Origin of the sequence: Bartonella mastomydis (assembly GCF_900185775.1) — a bacterium.
In the GTDB taxonomy this organism is placed as follows: Bacteria; Pseudomonadota; Alphaproteobacteria; order Rhizobiales; family Rhizobiaceae; genus Bartonella; species Bartonella elizabethae.
In genome coordinates, this window is the sequence record NZ_LT883138.1 from 743,220 (window position 1) to 766,376 (window position 23,157).

The window sequence follows — 23,157 nt, forward strand, 5'->3', positions numbered from 1 at the left end:
GCAATTGCCATTAGCTATTCGCGTGAAAGGCGTTTATAAAAAAGTTTTTTATTTCAATATTCGGGTAAAATTATGAATATCGTTATCGTTGAATCTCCAGCAAAAGCAAAAACAATTAATAAATATCTTGGGTCTCAATACAAAGTTGTCGCATCATTTGGACATGTTCGTGATTTGCCTGCAAAAGATGGCTCCGTTTTACCGGATCAAGATTTTTCAATGAAATGGGATATAGATTCTGCGGCTGCTAAACGTTTAAATGAAATAGCAAAAGCCGTTAAAGAAGCCGATAGCCTTATCTTAGCAACAGACCCTGATCGTGAAGGGGAAGCTATTTCATGGCATATTCTGGATGTTCTTCATCAAAAAAAAGTTTTAAAAGATAAACCTATTAAAAGAGTTGTCTTCAATGCCATCACAAAAAAATCTGTGCTTGATGCTATGAACAATCCACGTGATATCGATACATCACTGGTCGATGCTTATCTTGCACGTCGTGCTCTCGATTATCTTGTTGGTTTTACACTTTCACCTGTTTTATGGCGTAAGCTGCCTGGTGCACGCTCGGCTGGGCGTGTTCAGTCGGTTGCTTTGCGGATTATTTGTGATCGTGAATCAGAAATAGAGCATTTTATCAAAGAAGATTATTGGACCATTACAACACAGTTAAAAACCATCAGAAATGATCATTTCCAAGCAAGATTGACAATGTTTAATCAAAGAAAGATTAGCAAACTTGATATTCAATCTCAAGAACAAGCAGATCAAATTCGCCTTATGTTGGAGAAGGCCCAATATCACACACTCAGTGTTGAAGCAAAACCTACAAAAAGAAATCCTTTTCCTCCCTTTACAACCTCTACACTACAACAAGCGGCTTCTTCAAAATTAGGTTTTTCAGCTTCTCGCACGATGCAAATTGCCCAAAAGCTTTATGAAGGGATTGAAATTAACGGCGAAATGGCGGGACTTATTACTTATATGCGTACCGATGGTGTGCAAATGGCGCCAGAAGCCATTGATACAGCAAGAAAAGTCATTCATGAATCTTTTGGAAAAGACTATGTTCCTGAAAAACCGCGTTTTTATTCAACAAAGGCAAAAAATGCACAAGAAGCACATGAAGCAATCCGTCCAACAGATTTTCAAAGATCCCCCGACCAAGTCCGCAATTTTCTAGACAGTGATCAGGCAAAGCTCTACGAACTGATATGGAAACGCGCTATTGCCAGCCAAATGCGTTCTGCTGAAATTGAACGTACAACCGTTGAAATTGAAGCCCAGCAGGGAGACAATCATGCAAATCTTCGTGCAACAGGATCTGTTATTCGTTTTGACGGATTTATTTCCGTCTATACGGATCAACGAGATGAAGAAAATAATGAAGAAAATGAAACAACACGTTTACCACAAATCAATACGGGTGAAGCACTTACAAAAGAAAAAGTTGAATCTGTACAACATACCACAGAACCTCCTTCCCGATATTCTGAAGCCTCATTAATTAAAAAGCTTGAAGAGTTAGGGATTGGTCGTCCTTCCACTTACGCTTCTACATTAGCAACATTGTGTGATCGTGGATATATTGTCATTGATAAGCGGAAGCTGATTCCTGATGCTAAGGGGCGTATTGTTACAGCCTTTCTAGAAAATTTCTTTAATCGCTATGTAGAATATGGTTTTACAGCAGATCTTGAAGAAAAGCTGGATCTTATCTCTGATGGCAAACTTTCTTGGAAAGACGTATTGCGTGATTTTTGGGATGGATTTAATGCGTCTATTAGCAATATCCAAGAACTTCGTATCGCCAATGTCCTTGATGTTTTAAATGTAACATTAGCACCTCTCGCCTTTCCTGAACGCGAAGATGGAAGTGATGTACGTTCCTGTCCTCTGTGTAAAAATGGTCAATTATCCTTAAAACTCGGTCGTTATGGTGCCTTTGTTGGCTGTTCCAATTATCCTGAATGTAAATACACACGCCAACTTGGAACAGAGACAGAAGAAGAAAATAAAGTTGTGCACAATGACGAACCTGTTATGCTTGGTATTGATCCTGAAACAGGAAAAGATATCTCTCTTCGAAATGGACGCTTTGGCCCCTATATCCAATTGGGTGAAAGTAAAGATGTTAAGCGTGCAGGACTACCAAAAGAATGGCAGGCAGAAAATATAACCCTTGAAAAAGCCTTGGCTTTACTCTCCCTTCCCCGTGAAATTGGCATTCATCCTGAAACTGGCAAAATGATCACAGCGACAATTGGACGTTATGGTCCCTACCTTAGTCATAATGGAAAATCTGCACGCCTTCTTCATGCAGATGAAGTGTTTGATATTGGTATCAATCGTGCTGTTACAGTATTGGCAGAACAACAAGAAAATAAAACCAAGCAAAGCAGAACAACATCTGCAGCATTGGCAACATTAGGGGAACACCCCGAAGGAGGAACTGTCACTGTACGCAATGGACGTTATGGTCCTTATGTCAATTGGGGTAAAATTAATGCAACATTGCCAAAAGATAAAGATCCCATTAGTGTAACCCTTTCAGAGGCATTAGAATTTATATCAGCTAAAGCATCGAGTAAAAAGACAACATCAAAAAAAGCTTCTTCCAAAACAAAAGCAAAAACAAAAGAGACATAAAATTTGGCTAAAGGTGAAAAAAACGTAAAATTCCTCTCCTCAATCAGGGGAGGAAAATTACCCAATAGGCAAGAAATTCTTTCCTTTATCAATGAAAACCCTGATCGATCAAGTAAACGAGAAATAGCCAAAGCTTTTAATTTAAAAGGCGATTCTCGTATCTGGCTTAGAGATATATTACGGGCATTAAAGAATCAAAATCTTATATCTAAACAGCGCAAAAGAGCAATAAACAAAGGAAAATTACCCCCTGTTGCTTTAGTAAAAATTAGCGGCCGTGATAAAGATGGTGGTTTTATTGCACAACCTTTTGAATGGGAAGATACGCCAAAGCCCAATATCGAAATACACTCTTTTCGTCATATAAAGGGAGAGAGCATTGGCGTTGGAGATCATGTTCTTATAAAAGTTTTTCGAAATAAAAATTCTCAAAATCCTGCTTATACGGGAAAAATTATTCGTAAAATTGATGTATCCCCAAAGAGCATATTTGGTGTTGTACGAAAGCTAGAAAATAATCAATGGCGCCTTGATCCTATAGACCGTAAAACCAATGAGCTCATCATTGAAATGTCTCCAGAAATAAAGATTGAAACAGGTGATCTCGTTGAAGTTGAAATAAAAAAAAATACGGGTTATGGACTAAAAAGTGCGCAAATAAAAAATGTTTTAGGGCATATAAAAAGTGAGAAAACACTCTCAATGATTGCTCTTCTTTCAAAAGGAATTCCTTATATTTTTCCTGAAAGCGTTCTTGAGCAAGTCAAACATATCAAAGCCGCCAATATGGATAATCGCGAAGATTGGCGACAAATACCATTTATTACGATTGATCCACCAGACGCAAAAGACCATGATGATGCAGTTTATGCAAGCCAAGATAAGGACCCAAGCAATAATGGTGGTTGGATTATTATTGTGGCCATTGCAGATGTTTCTTACTATATCAAAACAGGAAGTGCTTTAGATAAAGAAGCATTAAAACGCGGAAATTCTATTTATTTTCCTGATACTGTTGTACCAATGCTGCCTGAACGCCTTTCTCATGATTTATGTTCTCTGCATGAAGGGAAAGAAAGGCCAGCTTTAGCCGTTCGTATGATTTTTGATGCAAACGGTAATAAACAAAAACATAGTTTTCATCGTATTATGATACGTGTAAGAGCCAAACTCTCCTATCAAGAAGTACAATTGGCAAGAAAAGGACATATCCATAAAAAAAATGCTCCCCTGCTTGAGAATATCTTGCAGCCCTTATGGGAAGCTTATGCGTGCCTTAAAATCGCGCGGGATCGTCGACAGCCCCTAGAATTAGAAATAGCAGAAAAAAAGATTATTCTTGATCAAAATGGATGCATCCAAGATGTTGTAAGTGAAGAACATTTAGAAGCGCATCGTTTGATTGAAGAGTTTATGATACAAGCCAATATTGCAGCTTCTGAAACATTAAAAAAACATCATCAGCCCCTCATCTATCGTATTCATGACAAACCCTCTCTTGCCAAACAAGAAATATTGCGAAATTTTCTTCAAAGTTTAGGGATATCACTCTCAAAAAGTGCAGAATTAACATCAATACGCCTTAATAGAATTTTAGAAAAGGTTGCTCATACCGAACAACAAGAGCTGGTCAATCAAGTTATTTTGCGTTCACAATCACAAGCGGAATACAATCCTAAAAATAGTGGCCATTTTGGTTTGAATTTGCAGAATTATACACATTTTACATCACCAATTCGCCGTTATGCTGATCTCATTATTCATCGAGCACTCATTAAAGCTCTCAAACTAGGAAATGATCAATTAACGGATACACAAGAACAAAATCTTGCAGAAATTGCTACGCAAATTTCTTTATATGAGCGTCGTGCAATGATCGCTGAAAGAGAAACGATTGATCGGCTTGTTGCGCACTATTTAACGAATAAAATTGGCCGTGTTTTTACAGGCCGCATTTCTGGAGTCACAAAAGCAGGTCTTTTTATTTCACTTGATAAACTCAATACAGATGGTTTTGTCCATATTTCTACACTTAAAAATGATTATTATCATTTTGATGAAGTGCAACATGTTCTTATAGGACAACAGAGCCATAAAGGCTATCAGCTCAGTGATATTGTAGAAGTAAAACTTATAACAGTACAACCCTTTGCTGGTGCTTTAAGCTTTGAGCTTTTAACAGAGCCTCGTCCCATCAAATTTTCACCGACATCCTACCATAAAAACAAATTAAAAAAACAAAAGCATCGTTTTTATGGAAGAAGAAAATATTAGTTAAAAATAAAAAAATAGTGCTTAAATTTTCACGATCACCTTTTGTATTTTAAATGCTAAAAAGTTTTATTAAAAAATAATTAAGCTTTTTACTCTCTTTTCAATATTTAATAATAAATAAGATTATAATGCTCTAAACTAAGAAACTGTCTATAATATTGAGTACTATATTATTTTATGTATACAATATGCTTTCTTTAGCATATAAAGGCATAAGTTTTATTTTATATTAAAAGTATTTCAGAGTTTTTTATACTCAATGAAGTGAGAGAATCTGCAAAAATTAGTTTGATTTTTCTTTCATTTCAGCTCACCTTTTCGTTGTTTTAATAAACAAAAGTACCTTAAGCCATTCTCATGAAAAAAAAATTTGACTCTCAAAATAATTCTTTGCGTGCAATTATTGCCGCTATTGCAACCATTGGCACTGTTGGAACAGCATTGGCAATGGGAACACAACTTGTCTCTCTTCTTATGGCAGAGAAAGGACTTTCCAACAGTACGATCGGCTATAGTGGAACAGTTGGTGGAATCGCCACAATTATTGCAGCTATTTTTACGTCTCGAATTGCCTTATGTTTAGGCATCGCTCAAACAATATTGCTTATGATGGCGATAGGATCTTTAAGTTTTTTAGGATTCTATTTTTTTGAATTTATATGGGTTTGGTTTATTTTAAAGTTTATATTACATTTCACGATGACAGTTATGTTTATCCTATCAGAGTTTTGGATCAACAGTTATGCTTCCCCTAAAAAACGCGGTTTGATTCTTTCTATTTATGCTATTGTCTTAGGATTAGGGTTTGTGATAGGCCTGACACTGCTAGCAAAAGTGGGAACACAGGGATTTATTCCTTTTGCGGTTGGCTATAGCCTTATTATACTTGCTACTATACCAATTCTTGCAGCTTGGAAGTTAAGTCCAAAATTTCAAAAAAATCAATATACGCCATTTTTTCGTTATCTTTTTCACGTTCCAAGCGCGATGATGGCCGCCCTTGTTTACGGGGCTATTCAAATGGGCGCATTAACGCTTATAATCCCCTTTAGTTTATCCATTGGTTATCATGAGAATGAAGCAGCACACTTTATGGCAACCCTTGCACTCGGGAATATTGTCCTCTTAATTCCTATCAGCATGTTAAGCGACTACGTCAAAGATAGGCGCTATCCGCTGATAGGTTGTGCTATCTTAGGTTTTGTGGGAACTTTTATAGTACCATGGATTATTCAATATCTATGGATTCTGATGTTTGATCTATTTATTCTAGGTGGTGTATCAGCAAGCCTTTATACAATTGGTCTTGCACATCTAGGAGCACGTCTTACGGGGCAAAAACTTGCTGCTGCTAATTCTGCTTTTATTTTTTGCTATGGAATTGGTATGCTCATAGGACCAACCTTTATCGGAAAATCCATGGATATCTTTGATCTTTTTGGTTTTTCAATAGCCATGGCTGTTTTTTTCGGTTTATATGTCATTTTGCTATTTATCCAACTGATGAGAAAATTAATCAGCTCTTGACTTTTTTGAGAACATCCGTACTGTTGCCAGAAAATTTGGTGATGTCAGAAATACGTTCTGACAGCGATAATATTTTTTTCAGTATAAATAGGGTTTTTACATTATGGCTAAAGCAGCAACCATTAAGATCAAGCTTTTATCAACTGCAGATACTGGTTTTTTCTATGTAACAAAGAAAAACAGCCGTACAATGACAGATAAAATGAGCAAACGTAAATATGATCCAGTTGTAAAAAAGCACGTTGAATTTAAAGAAACAAAAATTAAATAAATCAGCCAATCCTTATTGGTAGGTTTTATACTTCAAAAGAAATGTGGGATTATTGCTCTTCAAAGTTATTTTCTGAGGAGTGTTTTTTGTTTTTTTAATTTTATTTTAAAATCTGTATAACTTTAAATTTGTTTTGTATGGTCTATACAGATTCAGCTAAGTTGATTTATTGTTTAAGTTTCTTACATATTATACTGCGCGCGTATTTGATTTTTGTAATATCTAACAGAAATTTTATCATTAAAACGGAATGTTTTTTCGTCATGTGAATAAAATTTTTGGAAAGAATTATAAACAATGCTCAATAGAATGCGTTATAATAATAGTGGCAGTTTCTTTATTTCATGAAAAAATTTCTTTCTCATTTCAATCTAAGAAGCTTAAAGAAAATTATCGGTTTTAGCATTTTTGTCACTGCTAGCATTCTTATCATTATGGCAATTTATTTTAAGCAGACTCAACCGTTTCCTCCAAAAGAAAAATTTTCTTCTAAAAATTCTATTGAAGGAAAGGCATTCATCATTGATGGCGATTCTATCATGATTTCTTCCATTAAGATTCGACTGCTTGGAATTGATGCTCCTGAACTCCACCAATTTTGTGGGAAAAAAGATGCACGATACCCTTGTGGGCTTGAGGCAAAAAAATATTTAGAACAATTGGTCGAAAATCAATCTGTTACATGTCACTGGCATAAAACAGATAAATATCACCGTATCCTTGCAACATGTCAAACAAAACAAGTTAGCAATATTAACGCCACACTTGTACAGAATGGTTGGGCTGTAAGCTATTATGATTACCCCAAAGAAGAGAAAGAAGCCAGAAGAAAAAAAAGAGGAATATGGGCATCAAATTTTCAACGTCCCAAAGAATGGCGCAAAGCAAATCCTCGCACAGAATAAGAAAAATATTTTTAAATTTTATTGACCAATGAAACAATGTAGCCCAATTATCAAACTTGAAAAAGAAATTTATTCCTGTCGGGTTTGTATCCAACAGCCACGTTATTTCCCTCCTCTTCCTCATGAACCAAATCCCGTTGTTTATTTATCCCATACAGCTTCGATTGCAATTGCAGGACAAGCCCCTGGATTGCGTGTTCATGAAACATCTATCCCTTTTAATGATCGCTCTGGCGAAAGATTACGTGATTGGCTTAATGTCAGAAAAGAAGAATTTTATAATAGATCACTTTTTGCGATTGTTCCTATGGGATTTTGTTTTCCAGGTTATGATAAAAATAAAGCTGATTTGCCACCAAGACGTGAATGTAGAGAAATATGGCATGAAAAGATATTTCAAGCGATGCCTCAAATAAAGCTTGTTCTCGCTATTGGCAGTTATGCGCAAAAATGGCATATTACAGAATTAAAACATAAAACTGTTTCAGCAACCGTTCGTGATTGGAGAAATATACTTTCCATCTCTCAACCTCGAGGCTATAATGTTATGCCTTTACCTCATCCATCATGGCGAAATACTTCTTGGTTACAGAAAAATCCATGGTTTAACGATGAGCTTATTGTATATCTGCGTCGTTTAGTGCGTAAATTTTTATAAATTAAAATATTGAGAAAAAATATGGATCGTCTTGACCGAAAAATTTTACATCTTTTGCAGGAAAATGCGACACTTTCTGTCGCTGATATTGCTAAAAAAGTAGGACTTTCGACCACTCCCTGCTGGCGTAGAATTCAAAAACTTGAAGAAGATGGTGTTATTCAGCGTCGCGTTGCCGTTCTTTCTCCAGAAAAAGTCAATGCGCACGTTACTGTTTTCGTTTCTATTCGTACAAACACCCACAGCCATGAATGGTTTAAGCGCTTTTCAAAAATTGTACAAGAATTCCGTGAAGTCATTGAGTTTTATCGAATGAGTGGGGATATTGACTATTTATTGCGTGTTGTTGTTCCCGATATTGAAGCGTATGATCTTTTTTATAAAAAATTAATTTCTAAAATTGATATCCGTGATGTTTCATCTTCTTTTGCAATGGAACAGATCAAATATACAACAGAACTTCCACTCAATTATATTAAATTACATGAAAAAGCGAATGAACAAACTTAAAAGTTTTTTACATCCTTCTCATCATTCTTTTTTAGGTATTTAAACTTTCTTGTTCCAAAACCGCCATTTGTGCATGTGTTAAAACAGCAGCTTTGACGATACCAGCAGCCATAGCGGCCCCCGCTCCTTCACCAAGGCGCATTCCCAAATCCAGAAGTGGCTCTTTGCCAATTTTTTTTAAAAGTGTACGATGAGCTTTCTCAGAAGAAACATGTCCAACAAGTGTATGTTCAAGAGCTCTTGGGTGCATTTTATAAAGGATAGCAGCAGCTGCTGTTGCCACAAAACCATCTAAAATAACGGGTATTTTTTCCATTCTTGCTGCTAAAATAGCACCAACCATAGCAGCAATTTCACGTCCTCCCAAGCGACGCATTATCTCAAAAGGATCATTAAAATGCTCCTTATGTAAAGCGACAGCTGTCTTAACCGCTGCTATTTTACGCTGATAAAAATCACCTTCCGATCCCATACCATTTCCTGTCCACTCTTCAACTTCTCCCCCAAATAATGCGAAACATAAAGCTGAAGCTATTGTTGTATTTCCAATCCCCATTTCACCGATACATAAAAGATCTGTCCCCCCAGCAATGGATTCCATGCCAAATGCCATTGTAGCAGCTGCACTCCGCTCGTCCATTGCAGCATCCTTTGTAATATTCATTGTTGGATATTCCAGTGCTAAATCAAATATTTTTAATCCAAGATCATAAGCTATACAAATTTGGTTAATAGCAGCTCCCCCAGATGCAAAATTTTCTACCATCTTTTGTGTCATAGATTGTGGAAATGGCGTAACATTCTCTTCTACGATACCATGATTTCCAGAAAAAATAGCAACCAAAGGCCGCGTTACGATGGGTTTTTCTGTTCCCCTCCACCCCGCATACCAAACAGCAATATCTCCCAGTTTTCCTAATGCTCCTCGTGCTTTTGTTAAGTTTTCTTGCCGTTTTTTAGCCAAAATCATAGAAAACTCATCAGCAACAGGTAAATTTGTAAGCAAAGCACGAAAATCATCAAATGGACGAGCGGTCATGAGGATACCTTTTTAAATCTGCAATGTTTAATGAAAATCCCTCATATAGATAGGGTATGAATAATTTATTGCTTTTTTTAACAGTGTTTTAAAAATATTAAATATTATCGTGAAGATTTTTATATTCTATTTTCTATCCCAATAACAAACATGCAAGATTCAAAATATTATCAATATCTTATGATGAACTTTATAGAATACCCTTAACTTATTTTTCTATCTAATAGACGTCATCGACATACCGTTTAATATATAAATTCTAACATTCCTTTCATAATAAAAGTTATAAGCTTTCAAAAATTATAAAATTGAAGTAAGAAAAATCATCGTGAAAAAATGCAAATTGCGTCAATGATCTAACTTTTAACATATATTAATAGTCTCGCTTTTATCCCATGAGAGCGGAAAAAGCTTCTTTCAAAATATATATATCTGCATTTGGTTTTGTCGCCTCATTGGATAATATTTGCCGCCATCGACGTGCCCCTCCCCGCCCATGAAATAAACCAATCATATGACGCGTCACATGAGAAAGCCGCCCTCCCGATGCAATATGTCGAGCCGCATAATCACACATGATTTCAATAAGATCACTTTCACTCAAATTATTCTCCAACTCACCATAGAGTTCAAAATCAATATGTTTTAACAAAGTTGGATCATGATAAACTTGGCGACCAACCATGGTAGCATCACAGAAAATCAAGTGTTCTTTTATCTCATCAATTGATTTAATTCCACCATTTATCCCGATGAATTTATGAGGATATTTACGTTTTAATTTATAAACTCTTTCATAATTAAGAGGCGGAATATTGCGATTTTCTTTTGGACTCAATCCTTTTAGCCACGCTTTACGCGCGTGAACCCAAAGGGCATCACATCCTGCATTCCAAACTTTCTCCGCTAAAAGATCTAAAGCGAATTCTTCATCCTGCTCGTCGACCCCAAGACGACATTTAATCGTTACAGGTATCGTAACTGCTTTTTTCATCGCTTCCACAGCATTTGCCACAGTATCAGGATCTAACATCAAACAAGCTCCAAATACACCTGCTTGAACACGATTTGATGGGCAACCAACATTGAGATTTATCTCATTATAACCAAAATCTTCAGCAATCCGCGCAGCCTCTGCTAACTTTTTCGGATCTACTCCCCCCAATTGTAATGCAACTGGACACTCTTTATGATTAAAAGCTAACAATTGTTCGCGAACACCATGAATGACAGCATCTGCTACTATCATTTCCGTATAAAGGAGTGCTTTTTTTGTTAAAAGACGATAAAAAAATCTGCAATGTCGATCTGTCCAGTCCAACATTGGTGCTACTGCAAATTTTATGGGCGATGGAAGATTGTAAAATATCATGAGGGCACTGCTCTTATATCCCCGTAACTCTCTCTTTATACAGAGAAAAATACTTACCTTTTAGTTTACAGAAAGCTTTATTCTCTAAGACCATTATGAGCATACGAACAGTCCCTTTATTCAATTGATATAAAGGTTGACGATAATCAAGCATGCCACACCACAAGTTTCATAGAGTAACGCTAAAGTATATAAACATGAAAAAAGAAGATTTTTATCTGTAATGTAAAAAACTCATTTGCAAGCTTTCTTTATGCCATTAACTTTTCACCCTTACAGATTTTACCACAGAGTTTAAAATAATAAACTAAAACATTCCATAACTTCCCATGATAGGCTTAATTTTCTTTAGCCTTTTTCAATTCATTGTAAAACAAACGCGATAGAAAGTACTTTTATTTTTTTCTCCAATAAAAAACAAAAAATTTTTTTCCATACGAATCCGATTATAAATTATTTTTTCATAATGCGTTTTTCTTGGTGATATTTATTAAATTTCCCTTATAGAATAGACAAACTTCATTCTAAATATTCCATCCAATTTCGCCATTTTATGGCTATTGCAAAAAGAACTAAATTAAGAACATAGACAAATAGTATTCTTTCAATGTGTATGGCTCGTATCAAGATTTCCTGAAGAAAAATATTTTACAACATTGCAGATAAAATCTGTAAAACTAAATGACTATAAACGTTTTTCAATTTCTTTTTGGCTTTGCATATAGGAAGAAAGAGTCTCAATCTCTTGCTCATTAAAGAAAAGGCCGAGTTTTGAACGGCGCCATAACACATCTTCACATGTTTTAGCCCATTCCTTTTTCATCAACCATTTTACTTCTACTTCATAAAGACCATGTCCAAAACTTTTTCCTCTATCCGCCTTACCGTCTGCAAATATCACCAATGCTTCTGTACCATAGGAACGTGCAAGCCTGCGGTGTGTAAAAGCATCTAAATCTGGTGTCAGAAGAGCAATCCTATTTTCGATTATATCTAATTGGTTATAAAGAAAATCACCACCAGGAAGGACTGCATTAGCCGTCCATGGTGTTCCCTTTTTACCAAGTGCTTTTTCAACGAATTTCATCGCATCTTCAGCTAATTTACGATAAGTTGTAATTTTTCCACCATAAAGATTAAGAATCTTTGGTGTATTTCCTGTTCCCATTTCTTTTAAAACATAATCGCGGGTAATTTCTTGTGCCTTTGAAGATCCATCATCATAGAGTGGACGAACTCCAGAGTAAGACCAAACAATCGCTTTAGGCGACACTGGTTGTATGAAATATTCACTGGCTGCTGCACAAATATAATCGATCTCTGTATCAGTAATATGAACATTGGCTGGATTTCCCTGATAATTACAGTCCGTAGTTCCAAGCAAGGTAAAATCTTCTTGATACGGAATAGCAAATATAATACGCCCGTCACCATTTTGAAAAATATAAGCACGATCATGCGTATAAAGCTTGGGAACCAAAATATGAGAACCTCTAACAAGCCGTACGGGTGGATGTTCTTTACAATCTAATACGCTTGTCAAAACATGATCAATCCACGGTCCTGTCATATTTGCGACATAAGAAGCTGTGACACTGTATTCTTTACCACTTAACTTATCTTGTAGAACAATACGCCATTTTTTGCCTTCTTTTTTTAAAGAAAGAACTTCTGTCCGTACTTTTATATCTGCTCCGCACTTTTCTGCATCACGCGCATTGGCAATGACTAAACGGGCATCATCGACTCTGGCATCAGAATATTCAAAACCTCTCTGATATTCTTTCTTAAGTGTAGAGCAAAACTTTTTTGAAAAATTAATCGTTTTACTGCGCCACAATGTTTGATTCCATTTCCCTAAATAATCATAAATAAAAAGTCCAAAACGTAACATCCAAGCAGGGCGCAATTTTTTATGATAAGGAAGAAGAAAACGCAAAGGACGCACAATATGTGGAGCCATACGTAAAATGATCTCTCGTTCTTTTAACGCTTCACGAACAAGTTTAAACTCATAGTGTTCAAGATAGCGAAGCCCCCCATGAATAAGCTTTGTTGATGCACTCGATGTTCCCGATGCAAGATCATTCATTTCAGCTAATCCTACTTTAAAACCGCGGCCAGCTGCATCTCTTGCCAATCCACACCCGTTTATCCCTCCCCCAATGATAAACAGCTCATAATGCGTTGTGGTTTTCATAATTTTACTTTTCATGATTTAATTTTGTTTCACACTACTCAATAAAGTAACAGTAAAAAATCAATACAAGTGCACTTCATTGTATTATCAACCTGTTTTTTTCCACAATAAATATGCCTAAAATACGCATAAAAAGCTTTTTGACACCCTTTTATCAAAACAACATTTGACAAATTAAAGAGAGTTTTTTTATCTTTTGAAGGACATAATCTTTGCAAATGTGCATCATATAAAGTTTTTTAGAAAAAAATTGATGTTTTTGCTCATTCGTGAATAACACTATAGCTAATGCTTTATTGCACAGAGATAACGCTTTTCATATAGTTCACTTAAATAACACGATAGAAAATATGAAGGGATACAGATGACTCATCAAATTCACAACTCAAAAGTAACACTTGTTTCAAAAGTTTTGGCTTCTGTTATGTTGAGTATTTTAATTTTTTCCCCTTCTTTATCAAATGCAACATCCCCTCCCAAAACAGAAAATCATTTAAACTTAGAAAATATTAAAATACAACTTCTGGAAGATTCTAATTTTTTATCTAAGCTTAAAGAAAAAGTTACACCCCATATTGATCCTCATCATATTCAACAAATCGTGAGAGAATATCTTCTTACTCATCCAGAAATTATGATTGAAATGCAGCTTATCCTTCAAGACAAGCTAGAAAAACAGAATGAATATGAAAGTGAAAGACAAGCCTCTATCATCCATTTATTAGAAAAGGAGATTTTTCACTCTCCTCATGACGCTGTTTTGGGCAATCCAAATGGCAAAAAAGTGCTTGTTGATTTTTTTGATTACAACTGTCAACATTGTAAAAGTTCCTATTCAGATATAGAAGACTTGATAAGAAAGTACCCAGATCTACGAGTCATTATCAAGGATTTGCCAATTTTAGGACCCGATTCTATGGCGGTCCATACTATTGCCTATGCATTTCGAAGAAATTTTCCAGAAAAATATCCACAGTTTCACAAAGCGCTTTTAATGCATCAGGGGCGTGTAAATGAAGCTAAAGCTATAAAAATGGCTGTTTCATTAGGAGCAGATGAAAAAAAACTCCGTAATGCAATAAAAGATCCTAATCTAGAAAAAGCCTTTAGAGAAAATATTCATATTGCCACTCAGCTTCATATTACGGGAACACCTTCTTACATTATCGGTAATAAAGTACTTATCGGTGCAGCTAGTCAAGATGTTCTAAAACAAGCGATAGACAATACACAGTGAATAGCTATTCTATACCTGATCAGTTTTAGGAAGAATACTGTAAATGAAGTGATTTTATGCTTTCTCTTTTTTGACAACAGGCTTATAAATGCAATTTTGCGTAAAACAGATACGAGTTTAAAATTGCAAAGTATAGTGACTTAAATAAATATCTTTAAAGCCTTAAAAGATATCATCCCTAATCTAGAGATGTTCGGTCATAAAATGAGATAATGACGATCTTCATTGATCAAGGAGTTAGAAATAAAATGTCAACAAAAAAAATAGATTCGGCAAAATATACCGCAATTGATACGAAAATTATTCGCGATCTTGCTGAAATTTTGAATGACACAAATTTAACGAATATTGAAGTTGAGCAAGGGGAACTTCGTATTTGTGTTTCACGCCAAAATACCTCTACTTCTTCCGAACAAGCAATTTATTCACCTGTTGCTACTCCGAGCTTTTCTATAGCATCTTCTCCAGTCCCAACAATCGAATCTCCTATACAATCCCCCCAAGAAGATAAATCAAAAAATGCCATAACCTCTCCAATGGTTGGCACAGCTTATCTTGCCCCTTCACCAGGTGCTCAACCATTTGTAGAAGTAGGGCAAAATGTTTCTGAAGGAGAAACGTTACTGATCATTGAAGCCATGAAAACAATGAATCAAATTTCGTCACCACGCTCAGGCAAAGTAACCACTGTTCTTGTCAAAGATGGACAACCTGTTGAGTTTGGTGAACCACTTATTATTGTTGAATAAAGCGAGAGGCAACTATGATTCGAAAAATCCTCATTGCTAATCGGGGAGAAATTGCTCTTCGCGTTTTACGTGCATGTAAAGAACTTGGCATAAAAACCGTAGCTGTTCACTCTACTGCTGATGCAGATGCAATGCATGTTCGTCTTGCTGACGAAAGTGTCTGTATTGGCCCTCCTCCCGCTCGCGATTCCTATTTGAGTATTCAGCAAATTATAGCTGCTTGTGAAATTACAGGAGCTGACGCAGTTCATCCAGGTTATGGCTTTCTTTCTGAAAATGCAAAATTTGCAGATGTTTTAGAAGCTCATGATATTACATTCATTGGTCCAACAGCTGCTCATATTCGAATTATGGGCGATAAAATTGAGGCCAAAAAAACTGCCAAAAAACTTGGTATTCCTGTTGTTCCTGGTTCAGATGGAGCTGTCACAGAAGAATCAGATGCTTTACGCACTGCTCGTGAAATTGGTTATCCCGTTATTATCAAAGCCTCTGCCGGTGGTGGTGGGCGTGGTATGAAAGTTGTTCATTCTGAACAAGAATTTTCGATAGCGCTTAAAACAACGCGTTCAGAAGCGAAAGCAGCTTTTGGTGATGACGCTGTTTATATAGAAAAATATTTAGAAAAACCCCGTCATATTGAAATTCAAATCATAGGTGATGGTGCAGGAAATGCTATTCATTTAGGAGAACGTGATTGTTCACTTCAACGACGGCATCAAAAAGTATGGGAAGAAGCAACGTCACCTGCACTTAATGAAACTGAAAGAAAAAAGATTGGTAGTATTGTTGCAAATGCCTGTGCTCAACTTGGATACCGTGGAGCTGGTACTGTCGAATTTCTTTATGAAAATGGTGAATTTTATTTTATTGAAATGAATACGCGTTTACAAGTTGAACATCCTGTAACTGAAGCAATTACAGGTATAGATTTAGTTCATGAACAAATTCATATTGCATCAGGCTGTAAACTTTCAGTGACACAGGATGATGTTTGTTTCTTTGGTCACGCCATTGAATGCCGTATTAATGCAGAGGATCCTCTTACCTTTACCCCATCGCCTGGAACCATTACACACTTTCATACCCCTGGCGGTCTAGGAATTCGTGTTGATTCAGGTGCTTATTCAGGTTATCGGATTCCTCCTTATTATGATAGCATGATTGGAAAGCTGATTGTTCATGGACGTACCCGTTTAGAGTGTATGATGCGTTTACGGCGTGCTTTAGATGAGTTTGTCGTCGATGGGATAAAAACGACACTCCCCCTCTTTCGTGATCTCATTAATAATCAAGATGTTGCAAACGGTAACTATAATATTCACTGGCTAGAAAAATACCTTTCTCAGCAACAAACTTCTTCAGACTTTTAATTCAAGAACGAAAATATTAGATTATCATCAGATTCTATAAGTGAGGATAATTTCAACGCTGCTGTAAACATTCTTTAAAAAAAAATAGGCTAATTATTTTTTGTTTGTTGTATAATTTTCTTTTAATATGTACGAAAATTGATAATTTTCTGTTTTCCTTTTTGTAAGTTTGTGCTAACTCCTACGTGGTTACGCCCTTATAGCTCAGTTGGTAGAGCACCTGATTTGTAATCAGGGGGTCGGGAGTTCGAGTCTCTCTGGGGGCACCATGCTCTTTTTCTTATCCTATAATTTACTGATTTCATATATGTTTTAAGAGGTAAGGGATACCCGAATAAAAGTAAGGGAATAGGATTTTGTGACGTGCCTCTATAAGACCCCTGTTTTTTTATCAAATTTCTCTAACAATTTTTTAAATCTTGTTAAGTCTTGTTGTGAAAGATTCTCTAAGTTTTTAACGAACGTACCAATAGTTTCATGTTGCAATGAATTCGAAGATTTCATTGTGAAATTCTTGCGACAAACATCAGCTTCCTTTCTTAACAAAGAAGCTGTCTCTTGATCTAAGGCATACAACTCTATAATCTTGCCTTCCATACCAACGGGTACGGATTTTTTGCCAATCTCAACTGAAGATAAAAATGCTACAGATATACCTAATTTATCAGCCATATCTAAGAGTCGTTCAAAATGATCAACGCGAATTTTGCGTAAAATTTTACCAAAAGATGTAAGCATATAAAAAGTCCTGTTAGAGAAGAAATATTTCCTCTGATTCTAACAAATCTTTTTCAAACTTTCCTCAATTATTGCTAATGCGAATCAGAATTTTTTTGAGAATTCACTATCGATTTCTTACTTAAATAAATCTGAATGCGTACCTGTCCTATCAAAATGGACTCGCTCTTCATCAACTATATAAATTAATAACCAATCTGCCTCTATATGAAGATCTCGACGAGGCTTCCAATTGCCTTGTAATGCGTGATCATTTAAAATAGCAGGCAATTGCTGCTTATGAATTAGAAGTTGCATAACTTCTGTAAGCTTTCGCATATCTTTCCCACGTTTTTTTGCCCGTTTTACATCTCTTTTAAACTTTCCTGAATAACTCACTGAACGCATAATTAGATGTCCAGTTGCTTCATCAAATCAGCAATATTTTTAGCATAAAAAACATCTTCATTTCTGTCGGTTTTATAAAAAGTTTCAAGCGTTTCCTTATTAGGTATTTTATTATTTTCAACGTAAATACGAATAAGATCACGTAAAATTTGAGATGCTGGACGGTGTTTTCTTTCAGCTATAGCCATAAATGCATTTTTTAAATTTACATCTACTTTAGCTGCTATAAGTTCACTTTTTATACTCATAATACCTCCTCTTTAAAATTTTAGTGATTATACATTGTATAACATAGTTAAACATAGTTTAACTTATAATTAATATCAATCTCTTTTTTACAGAAGAAATATCTAACTCTTGGTTATCCATTTTTTAAAGTGTGAGAAGTGATTCTCTAGCGCGTCTATAAAACGAAAGAAATCGATTACAAACATAAAAACAATGAAGGCAATCCACTTCATGATGCGTGACATCATCTTTAAGCCTTGGTACGTCTCTATCATCTCATGAAGAAGCTGTTGTTCTGTCTCTGAGAGATCTTGTTCCTTCTCATTTCGCTTGCTTCTCATTTTGCCAACCACATAAGCGTGCTCCCTGTTGATTATGCTTCAATATATCTCTTGCTAAATTGGGACTAATCGCGTTGAGATCTTGTTTATCCAAATAAATTGGCAACCAACCAACACAAGAAACTGTCCTATTTGCCCCGCATCCAACGAGACAAAGCAGAACGCACACCAGCATCAGTTTTTTGATTAACTTCATTTTCCACCTCAAAACGGGTTGTTGCTATTTTAAAAGTATGCTCTTTTTGCTTCTGCCGTTCGCTCTTCTTTCCAAGATGAAAAGCCTTGGCTAATGCCATAAAAAAAACGGCTAAAGCCGCTAACAAAAAAGACAGATTTCTTTTGAACCAAAAAATCATAAGCGCTGTTCCTTAAACCGCTTGGCAACAATCACCAGTCCTGTACAAGCCGCTAGAACCATAATCCCTGCTAACGCCCACTGAATTGGTCCATTACCAACCAAAAAGCCTCCAAACCCTGAACAAGACCCTATAATCGGGGCTAGCGCTTCTACCTTTAAAAGTCCTCTTGCCTCACGTGTTTCTACCCTGTGATAGTTCGAAGCAATGTAAGATCCTTTCGCCCACAAACCGGATTCGGCTGCTCGACGGTTGGATAATCCCACAAAAGGCTTGCCACCCACTTTATTCCATTTCTGTAATTCACTAGGAACAGCTTCATAATCCCCTTGATTAAGCTTCTTCAACAATGTTGACTTGCAAAAAGCTTTCGTTCCTACGTTATAGCAAAACGACACCAATGCCGCGAATTGATTATCCGTTAACGAAACCCTCACCGATTCCTCAACCGTCTTCTCAAATTGCTTTAAGTCTTCACAAAGGATTTCTTCTGCTTGCTCTTGTGTGATACGCAGGCCTTTTTTGACAAACGGTTGACCAGCATTGTTGGTGTGACCATAACCAATGGTCCAAATGCATGCCACATCTCTATATGCCTCTAAACGCAACCCTTCCCATTGTTTGATAAGCTCTAATCCTTCCTTTGATATCTTTCTCATCTGATCCTCCATAAAAAAAGCCCCACAAACGCGGGGCTGGATTAAATAATGTTATAATCAATTTAGCACTAATTATAATAAAAGGGCTCACTACATCCGCGAGCGCCTATTTTTTCATCTTTGTCATAACGAGAATACGCAAAATTCCGCGCAAGATGATGATTGTTAGAGCCACCAGACCAATCGCCTCCCCCCAACATAACATTTATGTCTACACGTAAACTGCTTCCTTGTTCCGCTGTATGCCATTTAGTCACCGGATAACAACCAGACAAAAATTGCCACACATAACCGCATCCATCCTCACAACCAATATCAGATATCATGCGTCTATTGTCTGTATCAACGTGTCCTCCAGACGTCTTAGGAGAAGGCGGTTGATTGCCTGTGATACTGGTTTGTGCATTGCTTCCAGCCATGCATGACGAGAACTCATCACTCGTCAAAAATCTCTTATTAACAGACAAAAAATCAGCTAAATGCTCCGCATAGCTATAATTAGTCGTAATCGGAACACCATATGCCGATTTCGTATTTTTACCTATCCCTGATTGAAGATAAATATCAACCCAAATATTCTTCCACGAATCGTAAACCATTCCCTCTGGATCACTCCTCGGACGGTGATTTAAACTCCAAACAGACTCAGGGAGAATATCCCCCGCTTGATAACCCGATAACGGATGATCTTCAATCTCACCAACATCTGCACAAAGCGTATGAAATCCACCGATTTTTTCAGAATTATGCTCTGTATAGCCATCAGGAGCTGTCGGGTTAGTCGAAAATTCATAGGATAGATCATTATCCCCAGATTTTAGGATAAGATATATATAATAATCTTTTCCAGCTTCAAGAGTTTCTGAAAAAGTCATAGTCCCACGCCCTGGAACACGGTGCACAAGGTACCTACCCCCATGCTCGCCACCATGATAAAAGCGAAAAAATGCGCCGTTGTTGATCACAAGACCTTTTCTATTTGCCGGATCCGCTTCCAGAATTTTGTGGGGCTGTACAAAACGTACATTCTCTAAAAAATAAGTGGAAAGAGAATTCACATTGACCTGAAGTTTAGAAATACTATCACTGTTACTCTCTGCCTTCTCTTGCACTTGTGTCAATGCATTTTTCGCTTCTTCCGCAGCTGTCTTCGCAAGATTTGCCTCTTGTTTGGCTTCTTCTGATAAATTTTTAGAGCTAGAGGCGGTTTGGTTTGCCTGATCACTCGTAGATTTTGCTTCATCAACTATTGTTTCTAAGCCTTCCGCTTTAGATTTCGCATCATTAGCTTCTTTTAGCGCTTGCTCTACTTTCTCTGTTACACTATCTGCTGCACTTTTCGCAGATTCCGCCAAACCCTTAGCTTCTGAAGCTGTTTGCAATGCTTGTTCGCCTGTGCCTTTTGCTTCTTCTAATTTCTCCTTGGCTTCTCTTGCTTCTGTTAAAGCTGTCTCTACTGACTTTTCTACTTGGGATACTGTTTTCGTTAGTTCTGTAACTGAAGAAGTTGCCTGTTCCGATAATCCTTTTGCCCCTTCCGCCATATCCTTAGCATCATCAGCTGTCTGTTTGGCGCCATCCGCCTTAAGACTGGCTTGAGTCGCTATTGTCTTTACTTCATGACTCGTCGCTACCGCTGTTGCGGCTACTTGGGTCGTCTCTGTTGCTGTTTGAGAAGCATCTCTTGCTGTTTGTTCTGCACGTTCAGCAATCGTTTTCGATTCATCGGCTAACTTCTTAGCTTCTTCTGAAACCTGTTGCGCACCGTTCGCACGCGCCATCGCTTTTTCTGCCTCTTGCCTTGCATTGACAACCTGTTCTAACGGTGCAAAAGTTTCATACGAATACAACAAGGTATTGATTTATAATGATAATCTAGCGTTATTCATATTGAATGAGAACACCGAATAACGTAAGATTCTCTCATTTCAAATCTGTTTATCTTGCATCAATCAAAACCACTCATTTGCACATAACAAGCGGGATGAGTGTGTGGATCAAATTTGTATAAGAAAGGAGTAAAAATGGTCCTTATGAACCGTCTTAATGCAAGGTCTGTCGCAACATTGGGGGCTGGCAAATATAATGATGGTGCCGGCTTGTTACTCCATAAGCGTAAAGATGGGGGTGCTCAATGGATTTATCGTTATACCATTCACGGGCGCCGTCGCGAAATGGGATTGGGTGCTTTAAGAGATGTCTCTTTAAAACAAGCGCGTGAGTTGGCAACGGGGTGGCGCTCTGTTCTTCGTGAAGGGCGTGACCCCATTAAAGAACGCGATAAACAAAAGCGTGAGGCAATAAGCAATCTCCATTATTTAAAAGATATTGCTTTAGATACTTTTGAAAGCCGTAAAGCTGAATTAAAAAATGATGGAAAAGATGGAAATTGGTTTGCACCTTTGCGGCTTTACATTCTCCCTAAATTAGGCTGTCTGCCCGTTTCAGAGATTACCCAAACAGAAATACGCAATACCCTTGCCCCTATCTGGCATACAAAAGCTGGAGCAGCCCAAGCAGCATTAATACGTCTTAATCTGTGTCTTAAACATGCTGCTGCCTTAGGTTTGGATGTTGATTTACAAGCAACAGAAAAAGCCCGCGCGCTCTTAGGGAAACAACGTCATAAAACGCAAAATAGACCAGCAATGGATTGGAAAGATGTACCGGCTTTTTATAAAACACTTTGTCAAAAAACAACTATGACACAACTAGCCTTGCGTTTACTTATTCTTACAGGCGTTCGTACACGCCCTTTACGTTATATTCATAAGGATCAAGTTGATGGAGATATATGGACAATCCCTGCTGAGAATATGAAAGGAAGGCGTGATGCTACAACAGAATTTCGTGTCCCTTTATCTTCTGAAGCATTAGACATTTTGAAACAAGCGCGCCTGCTTTCTCGCAACGATTTCTTTTTTTCTGCTAGAGGTCGTGGTGCCCTTGATGAGAAGTGTATGGCTACGTATATGAGAAAAAATAAACTTGAAGCCTGCCCGCATGGATTTCGTTCTAGTTTACGCAATTGGCTTGCTGAAACAACCGATGCCCCCTATGAGGTCGCTGAAACCATTCTAAGTCACACTGTAGGTGGCAAAGTAGAGCGTGCCTATCGTCGTACTGATTATTTGGAACAGCGCCGTATTTATATGGATAAATGGGCGGCTTATGTCACCGGTCAATCTTAAGATATGGGGTGCATAACCCCATTATCTGTGGATAACTTGCTCTCTCTCTTCTCTCATTCTTTCTCAATAAGACTCATAAATTATCACATGAGAAAATGTATGATAAAATACTGTTTTCTATGAATAAAATACCTTCAAAAATGAACAAAAATGTGCTTAATAAATGCCTATGATTTGTTGTCATTTTTTACTTTTGAAAGGATTTTACTATGATAGAAAATGATATTCTTTTAACAGACCGTGAAAGTGCAAAATTGCTTCATATGAGTGTTTCAACATTCCGCCGTCATGTCACCAATGGCTCTCTTCCAAAACCTTTAAAATTTGGTTTCTTATCGCGTTGGTTACAATCGGATCTTTTAAATGTCATAGAGCAAGCAAAACAGCAACGTTATAACGACGTCGCATAAAAGAAAACCTTGTCACGTAAGGACGGACAAGGCTTTCCATTTTCACTCAAATAATGAATAGCAAAATCCGTTCTGTGACGCAAGTA

22 protein-coding genes and 1 tRNA gene are annotated in these 23,157 nt (G+C 36.9%); 13 read left to right on the forward strand and 10 right to left on the reverse strand.

Translation table 11 applies throughout. From position 1 onward, the window contains the following. The first annotated feature begins 72 nt into the window (after window positions 1–72). The 7 genes from topA (at window position 73) to FJG96_RS06465 (ending at window position 8,791) form a co-directional block, all read left to right on the forward strand. Window positions 73–2,646: a type I DNA topoisomerase gene (gene topA / locus FJG96_RS06435; protein ID WP_139413251.1), complete on the forward strand. Its 2,574-nt coding sequence runs from the start codon at window positions 73–75 to the stop codon at window positions 2,644–2,646. Window positions 2,647–2,649: 3 nt separating this feature from the next. Next, window positions 2,650–4,920: a ribonuclease R gene (gene rnr / locus FJG96_RS06440; protein WP_139413252.1), complete on the forward strand. Its 2,271-nt coding sequence runs from the start codon at window positions 2,650–2,652 to the stop codon at window positions 4,918–4,920. Between the two features lie 357 nt (window positions 4,921–5,277). Beyond that, entirely contained in the window at window positions 5,278–6,447 is a 1,170-nt protein-coding gene (locus FJG96_RS06445) for an MFS transporter (protein WP_139413253.1), read from the forward strand. Window positions 6,448–6,550: 103 nt separating this feature from the next. Beyond that, the gene (gene rpmG / locus FJG96_RS06450) at window positions 6,551–6,718 is read left to right on the forward strand and encodes a 50S ribosomal protein L33 (RefSeq protein WP_004864083.1); all 168 of its coding nucleotides are present in this window, start codon (window positions 6,551–6,553) and stop codon (window positions 6,716–6,718) included. A 344-nt stretch (window positions 6,719–7,062) separates the two neighbouring features. Further along, complete coding sequence (locus tag FJG96_RS06455) at window positions 7,063–7,623, forward strand: thermonuclease family protein (protein WP_139413254.1); 561 nt, start codon at window positions 7,063–7,065, stop codon at window positions 7,621–7,623. Window positions 7,624–7,651: 28 nt separating this feature from the next. After that, entirely contained in the window at window positions 7,652–8,281 is a 630-nt protein-coding gene (locus FJG96_RS06460; RefSeq protein WP_139413255.1) for a uracil-DNA glycosylase family protein, read from the forward strand. Window positions 8,282–8,302: 21 nt separating this feature from the next. Further along, window positions 8,303–8,791 (forward strand): Lrp/AsnC family transcriptional regulator, encoded by a 489-nt coding sequence (locus FJG96_RS06465; RefSeq protein ID WP_005773501.1) that lies wholly within the window; start codon window positions 8,303–8,305, stop codon window positions 8,789–8,791. Between the two features lie 31 nt (window positions 8,792–8,822). On the opposite strand, the gene cobT is transcribed toward FJG96_RS06465, so the two are convergent. From cobT to glpD, 3 genes are all read right to left on the reverse strand, one after another. Beyond that, a complete protein-coding gene (gene cobT, locus FJG96_RS06470) occupies window positions 8,823–9,830 on the reverse strand; it encodes a nicotinate-nucleotide--dimethylbenzimidazole phosphoribosyltransferase (protein ID WP_139413256.1) in 1,008 nt (335 codons plus the stop codon). A gap of 388 nt (window positions 9,831–10,218) precedes the next feature. Beyond that, window positions 10,219–11,202, reverse strand: a complete 984-nt coding sequence (dusA, locus tag FJG96_RS06475; protein WP_139413257.1) for a tRNA dihydrouridine(20/20a) synthase DusA — start codon at window positions 11,200–11,202, stop codon at window positions 10,219–10,221. 685 nt (window positions 11,203–11,887) lie between these two features. After that, the gene (glpD, locus tag FJG96_RS06485) at window positions 11,888–13,420 is read right to left on the reverse strand and encodes a glycerol-3-phosphate dehydrogenase (RefSeq protein ID WP_139413258.1); all 1,533 of its coding nucleotides are present in this window, start codon (window positions 13,418–13,420) and stop codon (window positions 11,888–11,890) included. 346 nt (window positions 13,421–13,766) lie between these two features. On the opposite strand from glpD, the gene FJG96_RS06490 reads away from it, so the two are divergent. From FJG96_RS06490 to FJG96_RS06505, 4 genes are all read left to right on the forward strand, one after another. Then, window positions 13,767–14,639 carry a DsbA family protein gene (locus tag FJG96_RS06490; protein WP_139413259.1) on the forward strand — a complete coding sequence of 291 codons (873 nt, stop codon included), beginning with the start codon at window positions 13,767–13,769 and terminating at the stop codon, window positions 14,637–14,639. 248 nt (window positions 14,640–14,887) lie between these two features. After that, window positions 14,888–15,388 (forward strand): acetyl-CoA carboxylase biotin carboxyl carrier protein, encoded by a 501-nt coding sequence (gene accB / locus FJG96_RS06495; protein WP_139413260.1) that lies wholly within the window; start codon window positions 14,888–14,890, stop codon window positions 15,386–15,388. 14 nt (window positions 15,389–15,402) lie between these two features. Continuing rightward, a complete protein-coding gene (gene accC / locus FJG96_RS06500; RefSeq protein WP_139413261.1) occupies window positions 15,403–16,761 on the forward strand; it encodes an acetyl-CoA carboxylase biotin carboxylase subunit in 1,359 nt (452 codons plus the stop codon). A 193-nt stretch (window positions 16,762–16,954) separates the two neighbouring features. After that, a tRNA-Thr gene (locus FJG96_RS06505) sits at window positions 16,955–17,030 on the forward strand. A 100-nt stretch (window positions 17,031–17,130) separates the two neighbouring features. Here the strand turns inward: FJG96_RS06505 and FJG96_RS06510 are convergent. From FJG96_RS06510 to FJG96_RS06545, 7 genes are all read right to left on the reverse strand, one after another. After that, complete coding sequence (locus FJG96_RS06510; RefSeq protein WP_139413262.1) at window positions 17,131–17,499, reverse strand: XRE family transcriptional regulator; 369 nt, start codon at window positions 17,497–17,499, stop codon at window positions 17,131–17,133. Between the two features lie 117 nt (window positions 17,500–17,616). Continuing rightward, the gene (locus FJG96_RS06515) at window positions 17,617–17,886 is read right to left on the reverse strand and encodes a type II toxin-antitoxin system RelE/ParE family toxin (protein WP_005773399.1); all 270 of its coding nucleotides are present in this window, start codon (window positions 17,884–17,886) and stop codon (window positions 17,617–17,619) included. Window positions 17,887–17,888: 2 nt separating this feature from the next. After that, window positions 17,889–18,134: a ribbon-helix-helix domain-containing protein gene (locus FJG96_RS06520; protein WP_139413263.1), complete on the reverse strand. Its 246-nt coding sequence runs from the start codon at window positions 18,132–18,134 to the stop codon at window positions 17,889–17,891. Window positions 18,135–18,236: 102 nt separating this feature from the next. After that, complete coding sequence (locus FJG96_RS09085) at window positions 18,237–18,467, reverse strand: hypothetical protein (RefSeq protein ID WP_139413264.1); 231 nt, start codon at window positions 18,465–18,467, stop codon at window positions 18,237–18,239. Window positions 18,468–18,583: 116 nt separating this feature from the next. Beyond that, window positions 18,584–18,811, reverse strand: coding sequence for a hypothetical protein (locus FJG96_RS06535; RefSeq protein ID WP_139412226.1), 228 nt, complete (start codon window positions 18,809–18,811; stop codon window positions 18,584–18,586). Then, window positions 18,808–19,470, reverse strand: coding sequence for a lysozyme (locus FJG96_RS06540; RefSeq protein ID WP_139412227.1), 663 nt, complete (start codon window positions 19,468–19,470; stop codon window positions 18,808–18,810). The genes FJG96_RS06535 and FJG96_RS06540 overlap by 4 nt, the downstream gene beginning before the upstream one ends. A gap of 68 nt (window positions 19,471–19,538) precedes the next feature. Continuing rightward, on the reverse strand, window positions 19,539–21,323 hold the full coding sequence (locus FJG96_RS06545; RefSeq protein ID WP_246046909.1) for a phage major tropism determinant: 1,785 nt from the start codon (window positions 21,321–21,323) through the stop codon (window positions 19,539–19,541). Between the two features lie 171 nt (window positions 21,324–21,494). Between FJG96_RS06545 and FJG96_RS06550 the strand changes: the two genes are divergently transcribed. Then, a complete protein-coding gene (locus FJG96_RS06550; protein WP_139413265.1) occupies window positions 21,495–22,661 on the forward strand; it encodes a tyrosine-type recombinase/integrase in 1,167 nt (388 codons plus the stop codon). 209 nt (window positions 22,662–22,870) lie between these two features. Beyond that, complete coding sequence (locus tag FJG96_RS06555; protein ID WP_139413266.1) at window positions 22,871–23,071, forward strand: helix-turn-helix transcriptional regulator; 201 nt, start codon at window positions 22,871–22,873, stop codon at window positions 23,069–23,071. Window positions 23,072–23,157: the final 86 nt, after the last annotated feature.